This window comes from Syntrophothermus lipocalidus DSM 12680 (genome assembly GCF_000092405.1).
GTDB classification, from domain to species: Bacteria; Bacillota; Syntrophomonadia; order Syntrophomonadales; family Syntrophothermaceae; genus Syntrophothermus; species Syntrophothermus lipocalidus.
Map to the genome: position 1 here is coordinate 1,370,194 of NC_014220.1, position 25,291 is coordinate 1,395,484.

The window sequence follows — 25,291 nt, forward strand, 5'->3', positions numbered from 1 at the left end:
AATCCGGCTGCAGAAGCACTCTGAGCAACCTAACCCCAAAAATCCTCATCTTCGCTGCGAAATGATGCATGAAACCCCCGATGATCCGTATCGGCTTCACTCAACGCCAGCCCAAGTAATCCAGCATATACCCCACCCCAAAACAAAACCTGCCGATGTACGCGCGTCTGACCACTTATCCGCGCCGAATTGATTCTCGTTGTATTGTAGCTCTTCATTGTCATGGAAATAAATAGCACAACAGTAACAAATCGATCACATGATTGCCTCCCGTACCCTTTCTATCCGGAGCGAAATCCTGCAGAATGAAATCAGTTTGTTATTAGCGGACCTGTATGTCCAAAAGGGAGATAACCAAAAAGCACTGGCGATCATAAGCGGTTTAATTACACGGGATCCGGATCAATCATTAGCATATAAAGTATTGGAAGGCATGTACGCAAACCGCTGGCAAGAACTAATGGATCTGGGAGACGAGTATACTGCCCAGAACCAGCCCAAGGTAGGCAAGTTATTCAAGTTGACCGCATTGTATAACTTGGGCCGCTACCAGGAGATAGTAAACCAATATGAGCCCTTGCCCGAGGAGCTAAAGGATAGCGTTCAGGCCAAGTTGATATTAGCCCAGTCCTATATTAAAGTGGGGCAGCAAAAGCGGTCTGCAGACCTCGTGAAGTCAATAAATGCCGAAAACATCAAGGATGCTGGAATGTTTGCTGCTCTAGCTGACTACTACGTCGATGTCGGAGAAGATACAATTGCCCGCAAGCTAGCCATGGAAGGGATAAATACAGATGAAACGGTGATAGACAACTACCTGATACTGTATAGAAGTTATGAAGGCGAAGACGAAGTCAAGGCCAGGGTATGGCTTTTCGAATACTTGTTGAAGAGTATTCACGGCACCGCTCAGGCAATAGACGAACTCTTCGCAGCGGGAACCAGCTTAGCCAAAAAAATAAGGCAGTCGGTTATTACCTGCCCCCTGAGCCGATGGTCGCAAAATGACAAATCATCGGCTCACTCGTCTGCGCAATGAATATGCCTAATTACCTCAAATCTACTATACCTTGATGCACCTTTATCCGGCCTATTCGCTCCAGCTAAAAGTATACGTGCTCCCGTCATACTTCACATAATAACTGGAATTGCTCTTATCTACCGCTTTCCCGGTTATGTCAGCATCCTCATAATCCGTATCCTCTATCTCGGATTCAATCTTCGATTTTACAGCCTTCAGGAAGGATTTCAGCCTGCTCTGGGAAAGCTCTGTCAGTTTCTCGTATTCATCAGCACCGCTGAAGCTAAAGGTAGCCTTATACACTAGGTCATCTTCATCACCGCTCAAAGTGAACGTAATCCTTATGCCGTCGTCACCGAAATAATCATCACCTGCATCTTCGAAATAATCGTCAAGCCTGTCTTCGATATCGTCCAAGGAAACGTCGTTTTTGTCCTTGAGTTCCTCTATCTCGTCCTCAAGATCGCTGATTCTGTTCTTCAGCGTTGTATTCTCATTGGTTAAAGAAGTGTTTTTGCTCTCCAAATCCCTTACCTTACTCTGAAGCTCGGCTATCTGCGCCTGATATTGAGTTAATTGCTGTCTCAGGGCAGTTTCGGTAGAGCTTGCTTTATCTGTAATGACCACTTTTTGGTTGATCCGGTCCCACGTAGTCTCTTTATCGCCAAAATAGTTCATCAGCATGCGTAGAGGTATGTACGTGGTGTTATTGATCACGTACGGCTGGTTCGAATCCGTCAACTGCTTCCCGTTATAGAATATGTTTACTCCTTTGTACGCTTTGATGGTTTGCATCGCAAGGCTCGCGTTGGCTGCCGGTACAGCAAATATCATAACAATAAAAATCGTACTCACAAGCAAAATCCATTTCTTTAAGCCCTTCATCCTATTTCACACCCCTTCGTTACTAGACTTGTTTTTACTTTCCCGGTCGGAATTCGGGTTTTGACCAAGTATTACACCCAGATAGCACACGCACCTCCCCAAGCTAATTAGCTTAGTCTTACCATATCACCTACTTCCAAACCTGGCAACCTTATCCTTTATCCGCTTGTCATCGTTCTCTGATATTGTCACCTTGTATTAGTCCAGTGAAAATGTTCCCATGGGCGAGGAATATGTAAAGTCGAGTACAAAAGAACTCAATTCAATCGTTTGGTTGTCATCCAAAAGCACATCGAAGGTCTCATCGCCACGCCACTAGTGACGCTGAAATCCTTGGCCTGTCGAGCCGCCAGGCCTAGCTCTTACAAAGCTGCTCGCCGGGCTTTGCCTAATTCTTGCGAAACAAAGAACCCAGCACCGTCCGGCTGGAGGCAAGACCCAATCCGGCAAAGCTGCGGTGTCGGGATAGAATAGCTTTCAATGGGTCCACCACCGCCTCCAGGTCCTCCCAGGAAACGATGAGAGGAGGCTCCAGCCTTATGACGTTGGGGTTGTTCAACGTATAGGCGGTGAGAATACGGTGCTCGTTCAAAAGCAGCCCCGCTACCAGTGAGGCGGTGTATTCTTCTCGCAGGTTTGATACCAGCCCGCCAGCCAACTTATCCAGGAAGCCCTCGCCCCCACCGGTAAACTCTATGCCCACCATCAAACCTTTCCCCCGCACCGCCTTGACCAGCGGATGGCCGCTCACCACATCTTGAATGCGCTCCAGAAAGAACTCGCCTTTGTGCCTGGCCTCCTCCGCCAGGTTCTTCCCTACGATGGTCTCGAGCGCCGCCAGCCCCGCGGCCATGGCCCAGGTGTTGCCGCCGAAGGTCGAGGTGTGAAGAAGGCACTTGTCCAAGCCGCCGTAGGCCTGCTCCCAGATCTTAGGGGTGCACATGAAGGCACCTACCGGGATAACTCCCCCTCCTAAGGATTTGGCCAAGCACAGGATGTCAGGTGCAACCCCTTCGTGCTGGCAGGCAAAAAGCGCACCGGTGCGACCGAGCCCGGTTTGCACCTCATCCGCGATCAGGAGCGTACCGTACCGCCTGGTCAACTCGCGCGCCCCAGCCAGATAACCTTTAGGAGGAACAATAATGCCGCCCTCGCCCTGGATGGGCTCCACGATGAAAGCCGCAGCCTCGGTCTGTTTGAGGGTTTTTTCTAGGGCGTCAAGGTCGCCATAGGGGATGGCGCAGCAGCCGGGTAACAGGGGCACAAACGGCTTCTGGTATTTGGGCCGCCCAGTAACGGAAAGGGCACCGAAAGTCTTGCCGTGAAAAGAACCCTCGCAATGTATGATCTCGTGGCGGCCGGTAGCCGCCCGTGCTACCTTCAAGGCCCCCTCTACCGCCTCGGCTCCGCTGTTGCAAAAGAAGCAGTGCCGCAGTTCCCCAGGAGCTACCTCGGCAAGGTTGTGGGCTAAAGCGGCAGCCAAGGGATTTAAGGAAGCCTGCAGCAGATTCGGTCGCTCCCGGACCGCTTCCAAAGCCCGCAGCACCTCCGGCGGGTTGTGCCCGAGATTGAGGGCGCCATAGGCGCCTAGGAAATCAAGGTAGCGGTTGCCGTCGTTGTCCCAGAGATAGGCACCCTGAGCCCGGACAAAGCGCTTATCAAAATCCAGAAGGCCCAGCAGCGTGGCCAGGCCAGGGTTGACATACTGCTTGTACAGCTGAACAGCAGAGGCTCGATCGAGACGAAGGGCTTCATCAAAAGTCAGCATCGAAGCATTCCCCCCTGGTTGAACAATTCCTCTAAACATCGAGAACTGACACTTCTTCGGCCGCTTTTTTACTCTCTTCCCATATCATGTCCACTATCTCTTTTTTCATGGCTATGAACTCGGGAGTCAAAAGGATGCTGTGATCGCGCGGACGAGGCAGAGAAACCTTAATCGTTTTCTTTATGGTACCCGGCTGCCGCGTCATAACGTGAATAGTATCAGCCAAGAAAATAGCCTCGTCGATGTCGTGGGTGATGAACAACACCGTCTTGTGGTCTTCCTCCCAGACTCTCAGGAGCAGCTCCTGCATGACCACACGGGTCTGGGCATCTAATGCACCAAACGGCTCGTCCATTAATAAGATGTCCGGCTCGTTGGCCATGGCCCTGGCAATTGCCACCCTCTGCTTCATACCTCCCGAGAGCGCCTTAGGATAGAGTCTTCTAAATTCAAGCAAACCAGTAACTTGAAGATAATGGTCGACTATTGATTCCACTTGTTTTTCGGGAATCCTGCGCAGCCTGGGCCCAAAGGCCACGTTATCTTCTACTGTAAGCCACGGGAACAAGGTGTAAGCCTGAAAGACCATCCCCCGGTCGGCTCCGGGTCCACTAATGGGACGCCCGTGCAGCGTGATAGTGCCGGAAGTAGGTTTCTCCAGCCCGGCCACCATGCGGAGCAGAGTAGTTTTACCGCACCCGCTAGGACCGACGATAACCGCAAATTCCTGGGGCTCGATCCCGAGGTTGATATCTTCTAAGGCAACAACCTGCCTGCCTCCCGCTAAGAATACCTTGCTTACTCCTTCTACCGACAGCATCTAACTCCCCAACCTTTCCCACCAAGGAAACAGGGCCTTCGACAGGGCCTTGAAGGCAAAGTCAGTTACAACCCCCAGGCCGCCAATAACCAAAAGTCCCACGAATATCCGATCCGTCTGCAAAAAACGCTGCGATCTCAATATCATGAACCCCAGGCCCGAGTTGGCCGCAACCAGCTCTGCCACAACCAGGTAGGTCCACGCCCAACCCATACATATCCGCAGGTTGTCCATTATTCCCGGAAGTGAAGCAGGTAAGAGCACCTTGGTATAGACTGCCCTTCCTTTGGTCCCCAAAGTGTAGGCCGCATGCAACAACTCCTTGGGCACGGTAGAAACGGTGTCCTGCACCATCAACACCAGTTGAAAGAACGTCCCCACGAAGATTACGGCCACCTTCTCAAAGTCCCCAATCCCGAAATAAAGGATCATCAAGGGAATCAACGCGGTTACCGGCAAGTAACGGACAAAATCGATAAACGGTTCAAAAAAAGCCTCCGCCTTCCTGCTGGTAGCCATGACGATCCCTAAAGGAATGGCTAAAACCGCGGCAACCAGAAAACCCGCCAAAACCCGATATAAGCTGACCAGAGTATAGGGAATCAATACCCCTTCCTCCTGCAGCGAGACAAAGGCCTTAGCTACAGCCGCCGGCGATGGAAGATAGATCGGGTTAACCCGTCCGCTGAAAGACAGTACACACCAGGCCCCTAATATCACGATTACCGACAACATCATGTAAGTGCGCGGTTCCATGCTGGAAAACCTGGAAAACGAGTCCTTGTTTGCTTCCATGTCAGTCGCTCCTCACAAGTACCGGTATGAAAGACGAACTACGGATAAACCTAGGCCCTCTACGACACCTGACGTAATTACCATTAGAGAATAACAATAAGTATTCGTCTTACAGCCGTAGAACAACCCCTTCCTTGCATTAACGGGTATTCGGCCCATTTACCGGGCAGCTTCCTCAACAAACCGGGAGACGATTACATCTTTGGGGTCTACCTTGGTCTTAAGGACGCCCTTCTCCGTCCAGAACCGGGAAGCCAGTTCGGTAATGTAATAGATGTTGTTCGGTTCGTTCGGATCAAAGAACTTCTTGTTTTCCTGGGTACCCATGAACTGCACGCCTTTGGCCATGTCAGCGATCTCCTCTTCCGATAGGGAAAGAGCCTTAGCCATGATGCTGTTGCCTTCCTCAGGGTGTTCACGGTAATAGTCGACAGCTTCGTTCCAGGCCTTTACCAAGCCCAAAACGGCATCCGGGTGCTGGTCGATAAAGTCCTGCCGCACAGAGATTACGTCCACTATATAGCCGGGGAAATCGCGGCTGGAAATCAATACATGTCCGCCCTCTCGCTGGCTGGCCTTGGTCAGCCACGGCTCCCAGACCACGGCAGCATCCAATTTTCCAGCCACGAAAGCTGCTCCCGCATCTCCTGCGGTCATCTCTTGAATCTGTATTTTGCTTTCGTCCACTCCATATTTGTCGAGAACAGCCAGGAAGAAGAAATAACTGGTCGAAGCCTTGTCCAGCCCTACCGTTTTCCCTTCTAGGTCCTTTACCGTCTTTATATCGGCTGACGCAATGATTCCGTCCCCTCCAAAAGACTGGTCCATCCCGCAGACGAACTTTGCGTTCACCCCGTTGGCGTAATGAATAACATCACGATCCACAACATTTCCTAATGCTTGAATCTGGTTAGCTGCGAGCGCCGCCGCGTATTGGGATTCGTCTTCGATGATTACCATTTCCGGATCAATATTGTACTTCTGGAAGAATCCCTTTTCCTTGGCTATGTACAGAGGACCGTAACCCACCCAGGTACAGTGACCTATCTTAAACTTCACCGGTTCGTCTTTTTTTTCCGTCGCCGGTTTGGAACTGCATCCCCCAATGAACAGAGCTAGCACAAAAACCAGCAAACTCGTCAGCAACAACTTTCTTTTCCTGAAAAAAACCATCGATCCAACCTCCATTCCTTGTCTTTGACTTCTTTATCTATAATAAAGCATTAACACGGCAGAGTGGTAGGTTAACTTTAGCTTCGGGCGCAAAAAATCCCGGGAGAATCGAAGCGGACGAGGCTTACGTCAAGGGAAGAAAAGGCAAAAGGCATGGAGCGTACCATCAGGCAAGAGTATCTCTCCGACTACCCTTTATGCGTAACCCGTTCGGCCGCTAGCGTGTCCAGAGGTTTTCAAAGACATGATTTGGGACCCAGTAACCCTGTTAACCGTTGTTACATTTTGTAGCTGTAGTAGTAAAAGTAGCCCACATATAAGAGCACTAACAGGGCGAGGCAGGTTCCAAGAGCGTCGTACAGATTAACACTCATCACCGGTCCGATTACTGACCCTATTACCACCACAATGCTGCTGGCAATAATGAACGTCACATAACCCGCGTAGGCTGCTTTGCCCGATATCATCTGTACCCTTTCATCGTAAGGATTGAGACCCCGTTCTTCCAGGCGCCGCAGTCTCTTCATCTTGATGGTACGGGCAGTAAAGGCAGCCGCGCTGCCTGCGATGAGGCCTATTCCCATCCCTGTCTTGCCGTTTACCAGTGCCAGTGACCCCAGTCCTATCAGGACCGCAAAAATAACTGCGAGAAAAAGCTTCCCAATTCTCATTTCTCTTCCTCCTCTCTCTCCTCAAAAATAAACACTTCCTCGATAGTCAAGCCGAATACCCGGGCTAGTTTATGTGCGAGGATAATTGAAGGATTATACCGACCGTGCTCCAGAGAAATGATGGTCTGGCGCGAGACATCAACCATGGATGCCAGATCCTCCTGGGTCAGGCCTCTTTCTTCTCTCAGGGCTCGCAAACGGTTTTGCATTACCTCACCACCCTCGCTATCCCTCGCGTAGTAAAGTTAACTTTACATCTTCAGCATAACCGCAACGCTGGTCGATGTCAAGTTTATTTTACATAGGAAGGCAGTAAAAGAAGTTTCCCAGTTGAGCCTGGTTTTCGCTTCCCGGACCGGGCAGTTTTTCGGCCCAAAACAACCACAATGAGGCTTCCACTATCGAACCGGTCTTTGGGCTCCAGATTCCAAAAGATATTAGACTTGATGGTTGAAGTAACAGAAATAGTGAACTGTTACTGCTCTCATATCCACAGGCTTAACCTGGTTAAATATCTTGGCCCAAAATGCCTAGTACGAGATAGAGCTCATTGCTACACCAGCCTGTAGTTGGATACAACTGTCATAGCAAAAGGGATTAAACTAGCCACCGTACAAAATGGCACCACAATGGTAATCAAGCTAGTTGAAGATGGCAACCATATTAATAACAAAAACACAAGTGCGGAGGTCGGTTCTCAGTTGATAGCAAGCACAGCTACGGAGCGGGTACAAAAGAGGCTCAAAGAGGTCCTCTCCGGTGGCCAAGCCCAGTTGGAGGAGGTTCTTATGGGTCCGCTTCAGGGTTTGGGAAAGATGTTGAGGCCGAGGCTGGTCCTTCTAAGCCGGGGGCTTTTAGGGCCGATTGAGGATCTTACGGTTGACGTTGCAGTGGCGGTTGAATGCATACACAATGCCTCCCTAATTCACGATGACATCATCGACGCCGCCGTACTGCGGAGAGGGGCACCCACTATAAACCACCTCTACGGACCCAAGATCGCAGTCCTGGTAGGTGACCATTATTTCGCCGCCGCCTTTGGGTTACTGACCCGCCACAACCTCAAACACATTATGCGGGAATTGAGTGATGCGATTCAAGACATGTGCAAAGGCGAGATTTACCAAGACTTAAACCTGTTCAACCCCTATATCACTGAGGATGATTATTGGACCAGTATATTCGGCAAGACGGCCAGCCTCTTCAGTGCTGCCTGCCGCTGTGGGGTGATGGCGGGAGGGGGTAGTGCAAGGGAGGTTTACCTTATGGGCAAGTTCGGCCGGGAGTTGGGATATGCCTACCAGGTGGCAGACGACATTAACGACTTGATTGGAGACGAGGAGAAGATGGGCAAGCCAGCCGGAACGGATTTAGTCAACGGGGTGATAACCCTTCCGGTCATTAGAGCCCTCAAGATATCGCCTGAAAGGGAACTGATTTCGTTTCTTATTCTCTCACGCCGGATTTACGGTTCTGACCTCAAGAAGGTAATAGCCCTGATTGAAGAATGCGGAGCCTTTGAGTACGCGGCCTGCAAAGTCAAAGCCAAGGTAGAGAAGGCCAAAGAGGTTTTAGCTGCGTTCAGGGATTGCCCTGCCCGTGACGAACTTATAGAGATGGCGGATTCAATAATAAGCATGTTGCCGGCCGGTTTGGCAGGGAGAATCGAGGGCTGTGTAGATGAGGAGGAAGAAACGTGCGTTGCTTGCCACCCGCTTCCTGGTTATGTCGTTACCTGAAAGAGGTCTTGCCGCTGGTTGACAAGGAACTCCTGGTTTGGCGAGAAAAAGCCGACAATATAGAGGATGAGTCCTTAAGGCATCAAGCCCTGGACAGCCTCGAAGCGAAAGCTTTCCATTGTTACGGGGGAGCCGTGATGTCCCTCCTAGGCCCCAAGGAGCGACTTGAGGACCTGGTAGCTCTCATCGTTGCCTTCCAAACCATATCTGATTACCTGGACAACCTGTGCGACCGGGCTGGCATTGTCGATGAGGTCGCCTTTACCCGACTGCATCAGGCAATAGTGGTGGCCCTCGCTCCTGAGGCCCCGCTAGTGGATTTTTACGAGCATTACGCGGACGCGGAGGAAAAATGTTACCTTCCTGCTTTGGTTAGGGCGTGCCAGAAAATCGCGGCTTCCCTGCCGCGGCTCGAGTTGGTGCGGGACCGTTTAATCGAGCTTGTGAGGTATTACTCGAACCTGCAGGTCTTGAAACACCTGCCGGTCGGACAACGCCAGGAACGCCTTGAGGCTTATATCAAGAAGGAGGTACCTGATCAGTACGGGCTGGCATGGTGGGAACTGGCAGCGGCTACCGGCTCAACCCTCGGCGTGTTTGGGCTTATGGCTCTAGCGGCCCATCCGGACTGTGCCCCTGCTTGGGCTGAGGGGCTCTACCACGCCTATTTCCCCTGGATCTGCGGTCTGCACATCCTCCTCGACTACTTGATCGACCAGGAGGAAGACAAGCTGGGAGGTGACCTCAATTTTGTTTCCTACTACCGCGATGAAAACCAAAAATGGGAGGCTCTGCGGTTGTTCGTTGGCAGTTCGCTCCAGGCGGCGTCGGGGCTCAGGACGCCTTCCTTTCACCGCCTCGTAGTTACCGGCCTATTGGCCATGTATCTGAGCGATCCCAAGGTCAGAAAGCTCGGGTACACGCCCTCGGCCCTGAGGCTTATGAAGACGGCGGGCCAAGGCACATTACTCCTTTATCGCATCTGCCAGCTGGTGCGCCGAGCCAAGCAGGTATAACAAGATTTGTTGACCAGGCCCTTAGGGCCTGGTTTATACTTGACTTGGAGGTGGGATGGCACTTGGAAAACCGTATAAGGATCGGCGACTTTGTTAAGCTGACGGGAAGTACATTGAAAACCATAAATTACTATCACAAGGACGGGAGGTAATATCAATGCGAGATGACGCTAAATTGTCCTCATTTAAGGCTTATCTGGTGCCTGTAATAATCATGGTTGTGATGGGTCTTGTGCTATTTCTTCCGGCAGGATCGTTGAAGTATTGGGAAGCATGGATTTGGTGGTCGATAATTTCAGCGATGACACTCTTTATTGCCGCCTATTTCTTGAAAAGGAATCCTGAGCTCTTATCAAGACGAATGAAGGTCAAAGAAAAAGAACCACAGCCCGCTATCATACGTTTCTTATCATTCTTATCTCTGTTCGCCTTCTTGGTTCCAGGCTTTGATTACCGATATCACTGGTCGGCAGTGCCGGTTTGGATTGTTATCCTCGCCAATGCCTTGGTCTTTTTGGGATATTTGTTCATTTTCTTAGTATTTAAAGAAAACAGTTATGCTTCGACGGTCATCCAGGTAGAAAAAGAACAACCGGTTATTACAACCGGTCCCTACGCTGTTGTTCGTCATCCCATGTATACCGGGTTGTTGATAATCCAGTTGTTTACTCCTCTAGCCCTCGGTTCCTATTGGGCATTGATATTCTCTCTCCTTTTCGTACCCATGATTATGTTCAGGATTAAGAAAGAAGAAGAAGAATTGCTGTTGCGCGATCTTCCCGGCTACGCTGATTACGCTAATACGATAAGATATCGCTTGGTTCCGTATGTTTGGTAACAGCTGGCGTGGGCCTTATCACCAGTGAAGTGAGACCGTTGATGCGTATTCTTGGTCTATTTGGGTTTCGTTTTTTCAAATTGTCCGGTTGTCTTAAGCTCGCGTAAGGAACGAATTGATAGCGGACCAGCAGGAATGCAGGCTAAACTGGCTGGAAAAACAGTACTCGGCATACCATCTGGTAGTCATTGACGGGCTTAGCTATGTACCATTCAGCAGGACAGTTCTTGAACTGCTGTTTCAGTTGTGCTCATCCAAACATGATAGGGGTAGCTTGATTATTACCACTAATCTTGAATTACTAAAACGGACGGATGTGTTTTTAGACGAGCAAATGACGGCGGTATTGCTGGACAGGCTAACTCACAAGGCCCACATTTTGAACATCAATGGTGAGAGTTATCGGTTTAAACAGGCTCTTGCCAGGCGGACAATACCTCATTGATCTTTTTACCCGGGTAGCCTGAAATCTGACCGGCATGTGGCCTAATTTATGATTGATATTAACACTTAAAGACGGAACGTGCGAGAACAAGCCTCAGGCAGCGCACATAGTCGCCCGAGACTGTGCTTATGGAGATGAAAGGTCCGCGAGGATTGCGCCGTGCAACCCCACATGGTACGATGAAGCTACACACTCAGGTCCTATTAGCCTCAGCATTTCAAGCAGATAGGGGTCAAACTCTTGAACTAAAGGAAAAAACTTCATTGCCCTGGCAATGACTTCTTCCCTGGTGGCTTGGTACATCAGGCTCGTTACATTAAAGAGATTTTCTGAAACCTTCAAAATGCTTTCTTTGCAGCCCTCCCCCCACTGCAAGCCGATTTCATAAGCTGTGCCCCGGCACTCGATTACCTTAAATTCCTTTGCACTCTTCACATAAATCCACTCCTTTCATCCCATTTGGTCTGTATATCGTACCAATCATTTTTTGCGATTTCAACATAGAAGTGAACCACTCCGCTTATCAAGACTGAGCCACTTTTGCTCATGGACCTGTTGCCAAACTCCCTGAATTGTAGGATTCTTGCGGTTAATGTAGAACATCACACCCTAAAACCAAAACATGGCGTGATTCAAAAGACCAGCGGCTCAGCAAGAGATGGACGAGTCGCACTGCCCCCGAGGCATCGCTGGATTTGGCAACAGGTCCATTGACAATGACACGAGTATCCTGTTACCCCGCTTCGGGTACGGTCCAGAGATAGACGGCTCCTTCTTTTGCCCTCCATTCCACCTCAGCCTCCAAAGCCTCGCCCACGAAGCGCAGGGGAACAAACACCCTCCCTTCGGTAACTCTAGGGGGGACATCCAAATCAACTGTCTTGCCGTTGATCTCTGCCTTAAAAGAGTTGAGTCTTAGGATGATGTTCTTGTCTCCTTTTTCCGCTACGACGCTTTTTAGTTTCTCGTTCCAGGTGACCTCAGCCCCTACCGCTTCAAACAGAACCCGCATAGGCAGCATGACCCTAGAACTCTCGATGCGAGGAGCAGGGTTGCAGGACAATTTCTTGCCATTCACGACAACTTGAACATTGGTCGAGACACGCTCCAACCCCGTTTTTTTCGTAACAACCAGGGCATTGCTCAGCAATCGTCCCGGCGTTGTCAAATACTTACCCCTGTACCACAACCCTGAAGACGCCCCGCCGTCCAGGTTCATGGCGTCGCACAATCCGAGCGAAAGAGCGATCTCGGCAAGCTCATAGACAGTAACGTTCGGCACAGTCCCCACTATAAGAACCTGATCGTTCCTGACACCTATGAAACTCCTTTGTCCCCGATTCGCGGTAATCTTGGCCTCGGTAAAACCTTCAGCTTCCGGAGCTACGCATATCGTTCCATTCTTTAATAATCGCGGTCCGGCGCCAATAGTGGTGTATACGCCTTCCCAGTCGACTGGCTCCCCACTACGGGCCCTGCTGAACTCCAACCTGTATTCCGCTTTTTTGCCCGGAGTAAATCGGGATATTATGACATTATTGCCGGTGACCACGGTGAACCCGTTTGCAGGAATCCTCGCCGCTCCCCCGACAACTTCTCTTACAGTGCCGTTTTCTACGACTATCGATGTCAGGTCATGATCCGGTGTCCTAGTTCCGTATTCAGGGGTGTATATCACAATTGAACTGCTGTCCTCATACGAATGGTTAATGTTCCATGCGTACCAGTTGTTAACCCAGTCTCCGCTGTCCTCTAAATATCCATCTATGGAAACATATAGATTATCCATGCGTACCTTGTTATCCGCAGTGAATCCGATGCACGTTCCGGTATTACCTATGTGAACAAACTTGCCTTCTGTCTGGATAGTTCCCCATGGGGTAGGGGGTTCCCCATACGCGTGAAAGAAAGTCCCGTTGATCGCAGCCAGTACTTCGGTGTCCGGTGATTGCTTACGCATCGCCATGTCAGCCAGGTTCTCTACGGATCCGACCCTATTCTGCGCCAACGCTGCCTCGATTCTTACCGAAGGATCCTTAAGGTCGACCGAAACCATCTGTACATTTCGAATTCCACCAGAAATCTTTACCTTTGCGCTACCTGCTGTAACACTGTCTGCTGGGGAAGCCCTGGCAGGAATGAGAACTAAGATGACCGTAGTCAGGGTAAGAATCAAAGCCAGTAAATACATAGTTGGAGATGCAGACGGTTCACTTCTCCTAGCCCTGTACAATCAAGTTTCACTCCTCTCGACACGACCCCGTAACCTTTTGTTGTTGGAATTGTCTATCTGAGGTCTTTGCACACTAACCAATTTCTGATAGCAGAAGCGCTGACTGGGGTATAAAAAGCGATATCAACGGCAGCCCGGTTAAGTGGTTCGGATACAAGCTTCACGCTGTCTGTGAAGTCGGGTCGGGGCTGCCGCTTAACCGGCGTAACGCCAAGCAGCCCCAAGCCGGGTTTGACTAGGACGGAACCCCTGTTTGTTCAGCCGGTTACCGCCTTGCCATAACCATATACGCAGCTGTAATCGCGATTAACCAGCAATATTAAAGCAAAGAGAAACTAGCAGTCTGGTTGGTCTCGGATAACCTACGACTAATGCATTTGCAGGGCGTATTCGTACGAAATGATGGTCCCTACCGGGGTTTTCTTCCACGCTTCTTCCTTATGGGAAATCTCCGAAAGCTCTCGGGCGCTGAGCCCCTGGAATTCCGACTTGACCTCTCCCATTATTTCGATCTCGGTGGGTGTGAATACAGACCCGTCGAACTCCCTCGCCGCTCTTACCATTTCCACTTCGAATTCGCCAAGATACTCCACTTCGATATTTACAAAACCCCGGTCTTGAGCTATTCCGAGAAGTACCTCCCATTTGTGCAATGCGGGTCCGTGCGGGAGAGCGGCATACAGAGCTCCGCTGATCGACGTTGACGTTTCGCGGAAGCACCTGAAGTCCGAAAACCACAAATGTTTCATCAAAGCCGTTTTGGATAACGGATTATCTATCGTAAAAAACACCAACATGTTGAATAGTTTTTCCGCCATGAATCTTTTAAAGCCGGTTTCTATACTCGGCCCGATCGACGCCAGCTTTTCAATCCAGACCTCGGCAAGGTTCAGTTCTTCTCTCTTCTCTCCTTCGGCTTCTCCCATAATCTCCCGGAAGCCTTCCGGTTCCATTAACCATTTCAATACCGTGTTGTGAGCAGGAGAAGGCAGAGCTCCGTTTTCATAACGGTTAACGGTTGCCGGACTCCAGCCCAGACGTTTTGCAAACTCCCTCTGCGACAGTCCGGTTTTTTTTCTCAAGCTCCTAATCTCCTCAGCAGGAACAATTCCATGTCTGTCCCGGTATATGCGGTAAGCGTTTTCCAGGTTTTCGAACTCGATCTCGCCGACGAATACTTCAGTGCCGCACGCTTTGCATACGGCAACGCGGGCATCGATCGTAATTTTTTCTCCTTTTACCGGGTAGGTTTCTTTTTTGTTTATTATTGCGAGTTCTTCAGTGCTGTTGCAGGTCGGACAATATCCCCTCATCGCGAGTCCCTCTTTTCCGGTAACCCAATTATAACCCGAAGACAATTCGGTGATGAAAAAATGACTGCGGCCCTTTTGGACCGGATAACCCATAATGCTCACATCCTGATCACCAACGGAGAAAGCTACCGGCTCAAGCAGACTTTGAAAAGACGCCGCGAGTCAAACCCTGAATAACTCGTATTATTTTTTTACCTCAGGTGGTCAACTTTTTCACGAGCACGGGGGTCAACTTTTCGATTGACAAAGACAAGATATGGAAGTTCGTGATGGATCCGTTTACAATCGGCACATCGCATTCTGCGGATGACCAGACAAATCTTTTGCCCTTGAGCGTTAACATACTTTCGTTCCCTGCTGCCGATTACCTTCAACCGCCCTTTACAACACGGACAAAAAACCTGCTCCTCGCTCCTGACAAAAAACTCCCTTTTCAGGCTTCTTTATTAGCTGATATTTTGATATAATGACCATGCTTTTCTGGGGACGTTCCTGGTGCTTCTGTTTGCTCCAGAAGCACATCAAACAGGGACGTCTTTCCTTTCTTCAAGCTATGGCCATTATATCTAGCAATTCCAGGACAGGCAATTCCATCAGCTTTCGGTCATTTTAAATGGACTGTAACACGATTGGATCTAACGCCATTTGGTAACTTCCCCGAGTGACATTTCCGTTTCAATCCCACTATGGTTCGATTGGATCTTACCTCTAAATCGCAACCGCGGAACGAGAACGACATGTTTCAATCCCACTATGGTTCGATTGGATCTCCAAGAGCCTTGTAGCGAAGCAGTGACGCAGTACGTGTTTCAGTCCCACTATGGTTCGATTGGATCGAAACCTGGCGGGCCAAAGATAAGTTTGAGATATAGTTTCAATCCCACTATGGTTCGATTGGATCCCTTGTGTCCAGGTATAGGACCAGGACCAGCGTTCCTGGTTTCAATCCCACTATGGTTCGATTGGATCGCCGCACTTTCCCTGAGCTGCAGCGCAGTTTAGTTAGTTTCAATCCCACTATGGTTCGATTGGATCCGGAGCGGAAAAGCACCATCAAGGAACAACTGTTAAAGTTTCAATCCCACTATGGTTCGATTGGATCGCAGTTAAACCGCGAGCACCGCCAGGAGATGCTGACAGTTTCAATCCCACTATGGTTCGATTGGATCCCCCATCCTCTCGAAACCCTGCCTGTCCCACTCCAAAGTTTCAATCCCACTATGGTTCGATTGGATCTTTTCCTTTACCCACTTAATATCTTCAATAGCCCAGGTTTCAATCCCACTATGGTTCGATTGGATCGCGTACCCTCCGCGAGCGGTCGAAACTTCGCTTTGTAGTTTCAATCCCACTATGGTTCGATTGGATCACAAAAGGCTCGCAATTCCGAACCTGCTCTGCCACGTTTCAATCCCACTATGGTTCGATTGGATCTTATTAGTCCTGCGGCCATAGTAGTGTATCCCCTTATGTTTCAATCCCACTATGGTTCGATTGGATCTGGCCCCGCTCGTCTGTGCCCCACTCCCAATTCCTCGTTTCAATCCCACTATGGTTCGATTGGATCCTGCCTTCCGGCAAAGCCTCCAATAGCTCAAAAATAGTTTCAATCCCACTATGGTTCGATTGGATCCGGAGATAAGGTCCGGCTAAAAATGCGGAGTTATACGTTTCAATCCCACTATGGTTCGATTGGATCGGCATCGCGGACCATGGTAACGGTTCTTAGGCAACGTTTCAATCCCACTATGGTTCGATTGGATCCCCAGCAATCCATACTAGAAAATCAGCATTGTTACTGTTTCAATCCCACTATGGTTCGATTGGATCATAAATGCTACCTACCGGGAAAGTCTGGAGGATATGGTTTCAATCCCACTATGGTTCGATTGGATCGTTACCTTGGTGGGGACCGTCCAGGCCGGGCGCACTCGTTTCAATCCCACTATGGTTCGATTGGATCCCGAGGTTGGCAGTTACATCATTAAAACTATGAACGCGTTTCAATCCCACTATGGTTCGATTGGATCCCAGGAAACTGTTACCAGTTTCCTGGGTAGCCTCAGTTTCAATCCCACTATGGTTCGATTGGATCTCATCCCAATCATGGATGAACAGATTATCTTCAGCCGTTTCAATCCCACTATGGTTCGATTGGATCCCAGTCCCGCTCAGTCATCTTTATTACCTTCTTCCAGTTTCAATCCCACTATGGTTCGATTGGATCTACCGACGCGGCAAATGAGTTGGGCGTTCCGTATAGTTTCAATCCCACTATGGTTCGATTGGATCTGCAAAGAAGAAGGTGTAAGTACCAGGGAGGCTGCTGTTTCAATCCCACTATGGTTCGATTGGATCGGAGCAGGAACTTGACAGAGCCAGCCCGCAGATAGGTTTCAATCCCACTATGGTTCGATTGGATCTTGAGGTCAAGACCACAAGAAGCATAACCGAGCTCTATGTTTCAATCCCACTATGGTTCGATTGGATCTGTCTCAGGAGGAATTGGACGTATACGCAGGTCTCAGTTTCAATCCCACTATGGTTCGATTGGATCAAAAGCTCGGCCATGAACAGCGCCCCTTATGCTAGGTTTCAATCCCACTATGGTTCGATTGGATCCCTGTACGCCCAAATGCGTTTTCTCTCGCCCAAGATTCGTTTCAATCCCACTATGGTTCGATTGGATCCGTGAACATCCTCATTACGGAGGATACGATGGGTTTCAATCCCACTATGGTTCGATTGGATCCGTCTATCTTAGCCTCCTGCCGGGCTAACGCCACCGTTTCAATCCCACTATGGTTCGATTGGATCTCAAGAAAAAAAATAAAAAAGCCGGGGCACTAAGCCCGTTTCAATCCCACTATGGTTCGATTGGATCGCTGTCCCGGCAATATTCTTTCCAGTTTTCAGCCCAGTTTCAATCCCACTATGGTTCGATTGGATCTTAACGGAGACCTTCTTTTGCTCGTTATTGACCCTGTTTCAATCCCACTATGGTTCGATTGGATCCAAGATTAAAACTTTTCTCTCATGGTGGGAGAAAACGTTTCAATCCCACTATGGTTCGATTGGATCTATTCCAGCTTTTTTCGGGGCTCCAGCAGGTGGTATGGTTTCAATCCCACTATGGTTCGATTGGATCGGCGTAACTGTCCGAGATATAGCGCCGCTCCAAAAGGTTTCAATCCCACTATGGTTCGATTGGATCCTAGACTGCTAGACTGCTAGACTGGGAGTCTGAAAGGTTTCAATCCCACTATGGTTCGATTGGATCAGTGGGCCATATCCGGTAGCCACAGAAGTCAATCCCCGTTTCAATCCCACTATGGTTCGATTGGATCAGATTTTGCCAAGGCTTCGTCTTGCGAAGCCCGGCGGTTTCAATCCCACTATGGTTCGATTGGATCAGACTTCACGCTCCTTGCATCCTTTTCCTACCACCCGTTTCAATCCCACTATGGTTCGATTGGATCTGGAAATGAGCAAAGACGATCGTCTAATGAAAACGGGTTTCAATCCCACTATGGTTCGATTGGATCCTAATATTTCCTCTAACTCCTCGCTGTTAATTATCTTCCCCGGTTTCAATCCCACTATGGTTCGATTGGATCCAAACCCAGCATTCTCCAGCCACTCCCGGACGGGGTCGTTTCAATCCCACTATGGTTCGATTGGATCATGAAAACTATAAAGCTGGTATGATAGGCTCTCAACAATGTTTCAATCCCACTATGGTTCGATTGGATCCATATTCGTGCCCCCAGTCTAGGTCGCTAGGACGGTACCATGTTTCAATCCCACTATGGTTCGATTGGATCCTCGATATAACTAGACAAAAAGCTAAGCCCCAAGTCGGTTTCAATCCCACTATGGTTCGATTGGATCCCCGGCCTGTGTGGCACAGATTCCCTGGCAGGGCTCGTTTCAATCCCACTATGGTTCGATTGGATCAAATTCTTTCGGGATACCCTAATTCCCAGTCTGGACCGTTTCAATCCCACTATGGTTCGATTGGATCCCAGGCGCAACCTGGGGGTTCCCAAGGCGGTCAGCAGTTTCAATCCCACTATGGTTCGATTGGATCCGTCGTCCACCTTGACCACGCAGCGAGGCTTGCCGTGTTTCAATCCCACTATGGTTCGATTGGATCGTAGTTAAGGCCGACATCAATGCCGACCTGACCCGTTTCAATCCCACTATGGTTCGATTGGATCGCCCGGCAGGTAGACATCTACCTGTTTCCCCTCCTGCGCGGCGTTTCAATCCCACTATGGTTCGATTGGATCGTCCGGCTCGGAGGAGAACCGGACTACATACATCCACGTTTCAATCCCACTATGGTTCGATTGGATCTTTGTACTGTGCAACTATTTTCTTATATGCCAGGTAGGTTTCAATCCCACTATGGTTCGATTGGATCGCAACACCAGCCCATCTTGCACCCGAACCAAGTCAAAGTTTCAATCCCACTATGGTTCGATTGGATCTGCAACAATCCCTGCTACTTCTTCAGCACTTAAGTTTAGTTTCAATCCCACTATGGTTCGATTGGATCCTCTGCCTGAAACAAGCGAGAAGGTAGCTGCTTACGGGTTTCAATCCCACTATGGTTCGATTGGATCATAAATATATAAAAAGGAATGTATCTAGCTAGGTTAGTTTCAATCCCACTATGGTTCGATTGGATCCGAACACATAAAGCCCCAGAGCCGTTAAAACAGCCAGTTTCAATCCCACTATGGTTCGATTGGATCATGGAGCATGTCCAGCGCTGGATTTATGAGAAAGCAGTTTCAATCCCACTATGGTTCGATTGGATCCTTCCCACTGGGACTATTCTCTTGAAAAAAAGATAGTTTCAATCCCACTATGGTTCGATTGGATCCGAACACCGGATAAGGGATCTCCTGAGTTTGTTTTAGTTTCAATCCCACTATGGTTCGATTGGATCCAGGTAACACTGGCCACGGGCCGGCAACCTTTCCCCAGTTTCAATCCCACTATGGTTCGATTGGATCTCATAGGTTTTACGGCCGTTTTCATACAGCGCTCCGGTTTCAATCCCACTATGGTTCGATTGGATCCACAAAAGAAACTGCGTCAAAGAGCTTCTGTCTGAAGGTTTCAATCCCACTATGGTTCGATTGGATCTTAGTTTATGGGCTTTACATTCTGGACAGTTGAATGTTTCAATCCCACTATGGTTCGATTGGATCTTTGCCGCGGGGGAGGGCGGGCTGGTAAGGCACACTCGTTTCAATCCCACTATGGTTCGATTGGATCCCAGGGCCAGCTCGTTCCAGCGCAGGAAGTAGCGCGTTTCAATCCCACTATGGTTCGATTGGATCCTTGTTGACTAGAGCCTGCACGTCGTCCACCGCTGGTTTCAATCCCACTATGGTTCGATTGGATCGCCCTGGGCCGTCCTCGGGTCGCCGTCGGACAGGACCGTTTCAATCCCACTATGGTTCGATTGGATCCCCCTGGAACTCCTTCGCCAGTTTCATGGTATTCTCCGTTTCAATCCCACTATGGTTCGATTGGATCGCTTTCAGAGCCGCGATGATGGCCTTGACGTTGCGGTTTCAATCCCACTATGGTTCGATTGGATCCCCCTGGCGGCACAGACCGCCACCCTGGTGGAAGCGAAGTTCGTTTCAATCCCACTATGGTTCGATTGGATCGCCGGGGCCATGGTCTGCCTGAACGCCAGCGGCTACGGTTTCAATCCCACTATGGTTCGATTGGATCATACGAGAAAGCAAGGAAGTTACCTTGCTTGCCGCGTTTCAATCCCACTATGGTTCGATTGGATCACGTCCTCCTTGACGAGGACATACTTCTATACAGTCCAGAGGTTTCAATCCCACTATGGTTCGATTGGATCCCAGAATTGAATCCCTCAGTAAGCAAAAAGAACAGCCGTTTCAATCCCACTATGGTTCGATTGGATCCCGGCTTCGATGTGGCGGAAGTCCGCTATCTTGAAGGTTTCAATCCCACTATGGTTCGATTGGATCATGACAGCTGGTGCCGTCCCAGCGACCTGGACTGGAAGTTTCAATCCCACTATGGTTCGATTGGATCAAATTCGTCCCAGCAAAAAAAAAGAACGCCGAAAATGTTTCAATCCCACTATGGTTCGATTGGATCCTTTCCTGAGCTGGTTTAGGAAGGGTGAAGCAGGCGGTTTCAATCCCACTATGGTTCGATTGGATCGATGAATTTCAGACCAATTTATGTTTGCTTGGACAAAGTTTCAATCCCACTATGGTTCGATTGGATCCCAAGAAGGGCAGGGGCAGTCATACATGCGAGGTGTGGTTTCAATCCCACTATGGTTCGATTGGATCTCCGCCGCAGTATTTTACTTTCCCACCACTGCCATGTTTCAATCCCACTATGGTTCGATTGGATCGAAGACATGAAAAGAGAAGCGGTGCAAATAGCAGCTAGTTTCAATCCCACTATGGTTCGATTGGATCTATCTAGTAGACACATACTATCAAATCCAAGATTACGTTTCAATCCCACTATGGTTCGATTGGATCGCAGTACCACGCGCACGATTAATTTCCATTGTGCCGTGTTTCAATCCCACTATGGTTCGATTGGATCCGTATCCACTTCTGTAGAGGAGGCGACTTTTGATGCGTTTCAATCCCACTATGGTTCGATTGGATCCGATATATTGATGAAGGTAAAGCGCAACTAGTTAAGTTTCAATCCCACTATGGTTCGATTGGATCACACTTACTACCGTCTTTTTCGTGATCCTCGCTTCCGTTTCAATCCCACTATGGTTCGATTGGATCCAAAGATGGAGCTTCCCAGTATTCTTTGACCACAGCGGTTTCAATCCCACTATGGTTCGATTGGATCAGCGGTGAACCGCGAAATTAGATACAGTATCGACTGTTTCAATCCCACTATGGTTCGATTGGATCTTGGAAGATAGGCCAGTACTACAGAGGACTGGTTGAGTTTCAATCCCACTATGGTTCGATTGGATCGCAGAATGGCACTGTATGACGCTTACAGTGCCGTATGTTTCAATCCCACTATGGTTCGATTGGATCGCGCCGCGCTTCTGATATCATAATAACACGCCGCGTGTTTCAATCCCACTATGGTTCGATTGGATCTTACCAATTTCTGGTTGGCATGATTCTTGCTACTAACGTTTCAATCCCACTATGGTTCGATTGGATCTTGATCGGGTGTGCCTCCGGGCGTTGCTTTGTACGTTTCAATCCCACTATGGTTCGATTGGATCTATTGTGGCAGGAGTGGGCTATAAATGACTTTACAGGTTTCAATCCCACTATGGTTCGATTGGATCGGAGTTGCCAGCGGAGAAACAAGGCAAACTCCATCGAGTGTTTCAATCCCACTATGGTTCGATTGGATCGAGTATAGATATTTTTGATGCGATTGTCGACTTCTAGTTTCAATCCCACTATGGTTCGATTGGATCTCCGTCCATTCCCTATCCCAGCATGGTGGCGACGTGTTTCAATCCCACTATGGTTCGATTGGATCGCAGGGCGGCAGTAGCGGTCACTCCCTGATTGTGGGTTTCAATCCCACTATGGTTCGATTGGATCTTTCGTGCGGCTAATGCCCATTTTTGGTAATCACCAGGTTTCAATCCCACTATGGTTCGATTGGATCCTGAAAGAGGGGAGGAAGCTCCCCCAAATAACAAAAGTTTCAATCCCACTATGGTTCGATTGGATCCTGGCGTCCTCTTCATCTGTGAAGATGAGTAGCTCAGTTTCAATCCCACTATGGTTCGATTGGATCCCTTGCCGGGGGCTTAAAGCCCCTCACGCATACACGGTTTCAATCCCACTATGGTTCGATTGGATCTTCCCACTCTCTCAGCCCAGGTAAATAGGAATTCACGTTTCAATCCCACTATGGTTCGATTGGATCCTGAAGCTGGGAAATTCTACCTTCTGGATGGTTTTCTGTTTCAATCCCACTATGGTTCGATTGGATCTTTGATGCAATAGACGACACCCTTTCCTTCTTGTGCGTTTCAATCCCACTATGGTTCGATTGGATCCCACGAGCACACGCACGAAGTCGGAGCTAGGACGTTAGTTTCAATCCCACTATGGTTCGATTGGATCTCGATATCCGCAACTACGGGCTCATTCTTCTTATGGTTTCAATCCCACTATGGTTCGATTGGATCGTCGAGGAAAGTGAAATTAGAAATCGAAATTGACGAGTTTCAATCCCACTATGGTTCGATTGGATCCTGCTGAGATACCCAGAGCTATTGCCAGGTGAGTCTTGCGTTTCAATCCCACTATGGTTCGATTGGATCCCAAAAGAGCCGTGGTCATTTTTTCATCACCGAAGATTGTTTCAATCCCACTATGGTTCGATTGGATCCAAGAAGCATAACCGAGCTATATTGGGATGCCCGTTAGTTTCAATCCCACTATGGTTCGATTGGATCCCTCATACCCGCATAGGCGGAAGCATTCGCATACCCAGTTTCAATCCCACTATGGTTCGATTGGATCTTATTTGCTAGCAGGAAAGGAGGGAAACCAATCACAGTTTCAATCCCACTATGGTTCGATTGGATCCTCATCTCCTCGCTCGCTCCCGTGACCTTTTTAATGGTTTCAATCCCACTATGGTTCGATTGGATCTATTCCTTCGCCGCCGGATTACAGAGACTATGCTTAGTTTCAATCCCACTATGGTTCGATTGGATCCTGCGCTTTTTGCTTACACGATTATGAATGTGAACCGTTTCAATCCCACTATGGTTCGATTGGATCTGCGAAAGGGAGGACTAAAGGTGGAAGTCAGACTTCGTTTCAATCCCACTATGGTTCGATTGGATCCAAGAAGTTCCGGGAGGTGCTATGAATGGGCGAAGAAGTTTCAATCCCACTATGGTTCGATTGGATCTCTTTCGGCCAACTGTGTAACTTCGGAGAAAATATGTTTCAATCCCACTATGGTTCGATTGGATCACTCATACGCGGTCCTCATGGATGACGACCTGCGAGGTTTCAATCCCACTATGGTTCGATTGGATCTCTGTTGGGCCTTATCTTTACTTCATATCCGATGAGTTTCAATCCCACTATGGTTCGATTGGATCACCTCGTTCACATACCCTTTGATGTGTACCCGGCAGTTTCAATCCCACTATGGTTCGATTGGATCGGCTGTAATCTTTGTTTGGCCTGGTCATAATCCTCCGTTTCAATCCCACTATGGTTCGATTGGATCCCATTAGCCCCGCAAATCCCTTTGGTTTTTCCTCAAGTTTCAATCCCACTATGGTTCGATTGGATCATGGCAATCCTAGCTTATTCGGCGTACAGAGCAGAAGTTTCAATCCCACTATGGTTCGATTGGATCTTAAAGGGGGTCGCGATGCTTCTCCTGTCGTGCTCGTTTCAATCCCACTATGGTTCGATTGGATCAAAAAGACGGCTACTGCCTTGAGTGTTATATAGAGTGTTTCAATCCCACTATGGTTCGATTGGATCTCTGGCTATGGGGGAACGTCCTGGGCCCGAATAGCAGTTTCAATCCCACTATGGTTCGATTGGATCCTTGTTCGAACACCTCCTGGATGGTCTTTTTGGTGTGGTTTCAATCCCACTATGGTTCGATTGGATCAAAAGCCAACCTTGAGTTCGTAAAGATACTGAAGCTCGTTTCAATCCCACTATGGTTCGATTGGATCCCGGGCAACTGCTGTTTTTAGATTGTCGTATACGAGTTTCAATCCCACTATGGTTCGATTGGATCGCTTCCTGTTCTTTGCGGTTCTTCCCCTGCAACACCGTTTCAATCCCACTATGGTTCGATTGGATCGCCCAATACAATCCACAGCAGTTTCTCCCTGTGCTGGGTTTCAATCCCACTATGGTTCGATTGGATCGCCGTAGAATAAGCGATATTCTAAAACTGCAAGTCAGTTTCAATCCCACTATGGTTCGATTGGATCAAAAATGCAGAGGTTGAGAGGGAAGCCGAAAAGACAGTTTCAATCCCACTATGGTTCGATTGGATCTTCTACAGTTTGCTCGATATGCAGACGATCATAAAAGTTTCAATCCCACTATGGTTCGATTGGATCCCCCTCCTCTCCTCTCCTCCTGCTCACTCGCTCGAGGTTTCAATCCCACTATGGTTCGATTGGATCCCCCTCCTCTCCTCTCCTCCTGTCCATTCGAGATAGGTTTCAATCCCACTATGGTTCGATTGGATCTGGCTATCAGGTTTATTACCGATGTATGCGAAAGGGGTTTCAATCCCACTATGGTTCGATTGGATCTAAACTAAGCGAACAAAGCACGTTAAGCCAATCAGAGTTTCAATCCCACTATGGTTCGATTGGATCCTGGCAGCCTACTATGCCGGATTTGACAGCATTAGAAGTTTCAATCCCACTATGGTTCGATTGGATCCTCCTAACCTAGGCCAGAGAGAGGAGACTGAAAGAGGTTTCAATCCCACTATGGTTCGATTGGATCTAAGATCCGTTACCATGGTCCACGGTGCCGGTCTCCGGTTTCAATCCC

General features: G+C 48.9%; 17 protein-coding genes and 1 CRISPR repeat array (1 of these 18 cut by a window edge). Of the genes, 6 read left to right on the forward strand and 11 right to left on the reverse strand.

Annotated elements, in window-relative coordinates; genetic code table 11:
• Window positions 1-316 precede the first annotated feature (316 nt).
• Window positions 317-1,039 (forward strand): tetratricopeptide repeat protein, encoded by a 723-nt coding sequence (locus SLIP_RS06560; protein WP_148216535.1) that lies wholly within the window; start codon window positions 317-319, stop codon window positions 1,037-1,039.
• A gap of 51 nt (window positions 1,040-1,090) precedes the next feature.
• Here SLIP_RS06560 and SLIP_RS06565 read toward each other — a convergent pair whose 3' ends face one another.
• The 7 genes from SLIP_RS06565 to SLIP_RS06595 all read right to left on the reverse strand — a co-directional run bounded on the left by SLIP_RS06565 (window position 1,091) and on the right by SLIP_RS06595 (window position 7,342).
• The gene (locus SLIP_RS06565; protein WP_013175493.1) at window positions 1,091-1,906 is read right to left on the reverse strand and encodes a stalk domain-containing protein; all 816 of its coding nucleotides are present in this window, start codon (window positions 1,904-1,906) and stop codon (window positions 1,091-1,093) included.
• Between the two features lie 388 nt (window positions 1,907-2,294).
• Window positions 2,295-3,674 carry an aspartate aminotransferase family protein gene (locus SLIP_RS06570; RefSeq protein WP_013175494.1) on the reverse strand — a complete coding sequence of 460 codons (1,380 nt, stop codon included), beginning with the start codon at window positions 3,672-3,674 and terminating at the stop codon, window positions 2,295-2,297.
• A gap of 31 nt (window positions 3,675-3,705) precedes the next feature.
• Window positions 3,706-4,494 carry an ABC transporter ATP-binding protein gene (locus SLIP_RS12580; RefSeq protein WP_013175495.1) on the reverse strand — a complete coding sequence of 263 codons (789 nt, stop codon included), beginning with the start codon at window positions 4,492-4,494 and terminating at the stop codon, window positions 3,706-3,708.
• On the reverse strand, window positions 4,495-5,289 hold the full coding sequence (locus SLIP_RS12585; RefSeq protein ID WP_013175496.1) for an ABC transporter permease: 795 nt from the start codon (window positions 5,287-5,289) through the stop codon (window positions 4,495-4,497).
• Window positions 5,290-5,448: 159 nt separating this feature from the next.
• Complete coding sequence (locus SLIP_RS06585; protein WP_013175497.1) at window positions 5,449-6,462, reverse strand: ABC transporter substrate-binding protein; 1,014 nt, start codon at window positions 6,460-6,462, stop codon at window positions 5,449-5,451.
• Between the two features lie 278 nt (window positions 6,463-6,740).
• The gene (locus SLIP_RS06590; protein WP_013175498.1) at window positions 6,741-7,133 is read right to left on the reverse strand and encodes a DUF2178 domain-containing protein; all 393 of its coding nucleotides are present in this window, start codon (window positions 7,131-7,133) and stop codon (window positions 6,741-6,743) included.
• Window positions 7,130-7,342 carry a helix-turn-helix transcriptional regulator gene (locus tag SLIP_RS06595; protein ID WP_013175499.1) on the reverse strand — a complete coding sequence of 71 codons (213 nt, stop codon included), beginning with the start codon at window positions 7,340-7,342 and terminating at the stop codon, window positions 7,130-7,132. Before SLIP_RS06595 ends, SLIP_RS06590 begins: the two co-directional genes overlap by 4 nt.
• A 492-nt stretch (window positions 7,343-7,834) precedes the next feature.
• On the opposite strand from SLIP_RS06595, the gene SLIP_RS06600 reads away from it, so the two are divergent.
• The 4 genes from SLIP_RS06600 (at window position 7,835) to SLIP_RS06615 (ending at window position 11,171) form a co-directional block, all read left to right on the forward strand.
• On the forward strand, window positions 7,835-8,872 hold the full coding sequence (locus tag SLIP_RS06600; protein WP_013175500.1) for a polyprenyl synthetase family protein: 1,038 nt from the start codon (window positions 7,835-7,837) through the stop codon (window positions 8,870-8,872).
• A complete protein-coding gene (locus SLIP_RS06605) occupies window positions 8,830-9,888 on the forward strand; it encodes a tetraprenyl-beta-curcumene synthase family protein (protein WP_013175501.1) in 1,059 nt (352 codons plus the stop codon). The genes SLIP_RS06600 and SLIP_RS06605 overlap by 43 nt, the downstream gene beginning before the upstream one ends.
• Window positions 9,889-10,045: 157 nt before the next feature.
• On the forward strand, window positions 10,046-10,726 hold the full coding sequence (locus SLIP_RS06610) for a methyltransferase (RefSeq protein ID WP_013175502.1): 681 nt from the start codon (window positions 10,046-10,048) through the stop codon (window positions 10,724-10,726).
• A 115-nt stretch (window positions 10,727-10,841) separates the two neighbouring features.
• Entirely contained in the window at window positions 10,842-11,171 is a 330-nt protein-coding gene (locus SLIP_RS06615) for an ATP-binding protein (RefSeq protein ID WP_049765023.1), read from the forward strand.
• 126 nt (window positions 11,172-11,297) lie between these two features.
• On the opposite strand, the gene SLIP_RS06620 is transcribed toward SLIP_RS06615, so the two are convergent.
• From SLIP_RS06620 to SLIP_RS12080, 3 genes are all read right to left on the reverse strand, one after another.
• Window positions 11,298-11,606, reverse strand: coding sequence for a hypothetical protein (locus SLIP_RS06620; RefSeq protein ID WP_041432819.1), 309 nt, complete (start codon window positions 11,604-11,606; stop codon window positions 11,298-11,300).
• A 298-nt stretch (window positions 11,607-11,904) separates the two neighbouring features.
• On the reverse strand, window positions 11,905-13,404 hold the full coding sequence (locus tag SLIP_RS12075) for a stalk domain-containing protein (protein ID WP_013175503.1): 1,500 nt from the start codon (window positions 13,402-13,404) through the stop codon (window positions 11,905-11,907).
• Between the two features lie 368 nt (window positions 13,405-13,772).
• Window positions 13,773-14,810: a type II TA system antitoxin MqsA family protein gene (locus SLIP_RS12080; RefSeq protein ID WP_049765025.1), complete on the reverse strand. Its 1,038-nt coding sequence runs from the start codon at window positions 14,808-14,810 to the stop codon at window positions 13,773-13,775.
• Here SLIP_RS12080 and SLIP_RS12595 point away from each other — a divergent pair.
• Window positions 14,778-14,894 carry an ATP-binding protein gene (locus SLIP_RS12595; protein ID WP_423218568.1) on the forward strand — a complete coding sequence of 39 codons (117 nt, stop codon included), beginning with the start codon at window positions 14,778-14,780 and terminating at the stop codon, window positions 14,892-14,894. The genes SLIP_RS12080 and SLIP_RS12595 overlap by 33 nt on opposite strands.
• Window positions 14,895-14,908: 14 nt before the next feature.
• On the opposite strand, the gene SLIP_RS13115 is transcribed toward SLIP_RS12595, so the two are convergent.
• Entirely contained in the window at window positions 14,909-15,154 is a 246-nt protein-coding gene (locus tag SLIP_RS13115) for a DUF6431 domain-containing protein (protein WP_423218583.1), read from the reverse strand.
• Window positions 15,155-15,389: 235 nt separating this feature from the next.
• A CRISPR array of direct repeats spans window positions 15,390-25,291; the repeat unit is 30 nt; unit sequence GTTTCAATCCCACTATGGTTCGATTGGATC; it runs 225 nt beyond the window's last position.

Excerpts from the sequence above, each read along its gene's own strand:
- SLIP_RS12080 (WP_049765025.1), bottom strand. The coding sequence starts at position 14,810 with ATGGGTTATCCGGTCCAAAAGGGCCGCAGTCATTTTTTCATCACCGAA.
- SLIP_RS06565 (WP_013175493.1), bottom strand. The coding sequence starts at position 1,906 with ATGAAGGGCTTAAAGAAATGGATTTTGCTTGTGAGTACGATTTTTATT.
- SLIP_RS12580 (WP_013175495.1), bottom strand. The coding sequence starts at position 4,494 with ATGCTGTCGGTAGAAGGAGTAAGCAAGGTATTCTTAGCGGGAGGCAGG.
- SLIP_RS12595 (WP_423218568.1), top strand. The coding sequence starts at position 14,778 with ATGACTGCGGCCCTTTTGGACCGGATAACCCATAATGCTCACATCCTG.
- SLIP_RS06590 (WP_013175498.1), bottom strand. The coding sequence starts at position 7,133 with ATGAGAATTGGGAAGCTTTTTCTCGCAGTTATTTTTGCGGTCCTGATA.
- SLIP_RS12585 (WP_013175496.1), bottom strand. The coding sequence starts at position 5,289 with ATGGAAGCAAACAAGGACTCGTTTTCCAGGTTTTCCAGCATGGAACCG.
- SLIP_RS06570 (WP_013175494.1), bottom strand. The coding sequence starts at position 3,674 with ATGCTGACTTTTGATGAAGCCCTTCGTCTCGATCGAGCCTCTGCTGTT.
- SLIP_RS06585 (WP_013175497.1), bottom strand. The coding sequence starts at position 6,462 with ATGGTTTTTTTCAGGAAAAGAAAGTTGTTGCTGACGAGTTTGCTGGTT.
- SLIP_RS06595 (WP_013175499.1), bottom strand. The coding sequence starts at position 7,342 with ATGCAAAACCGTTTGCGAGCCCTGAGAGAAGAAAGAGGCCTGACCCAG.
- SLIP_RS06610 (WP_013175502.1), top strand. The coding sequence starts at position 10,046 with ATGCGAGATGACGCTAAATTGTCCTCATTTAAGGCTTATCTGGTGCCT.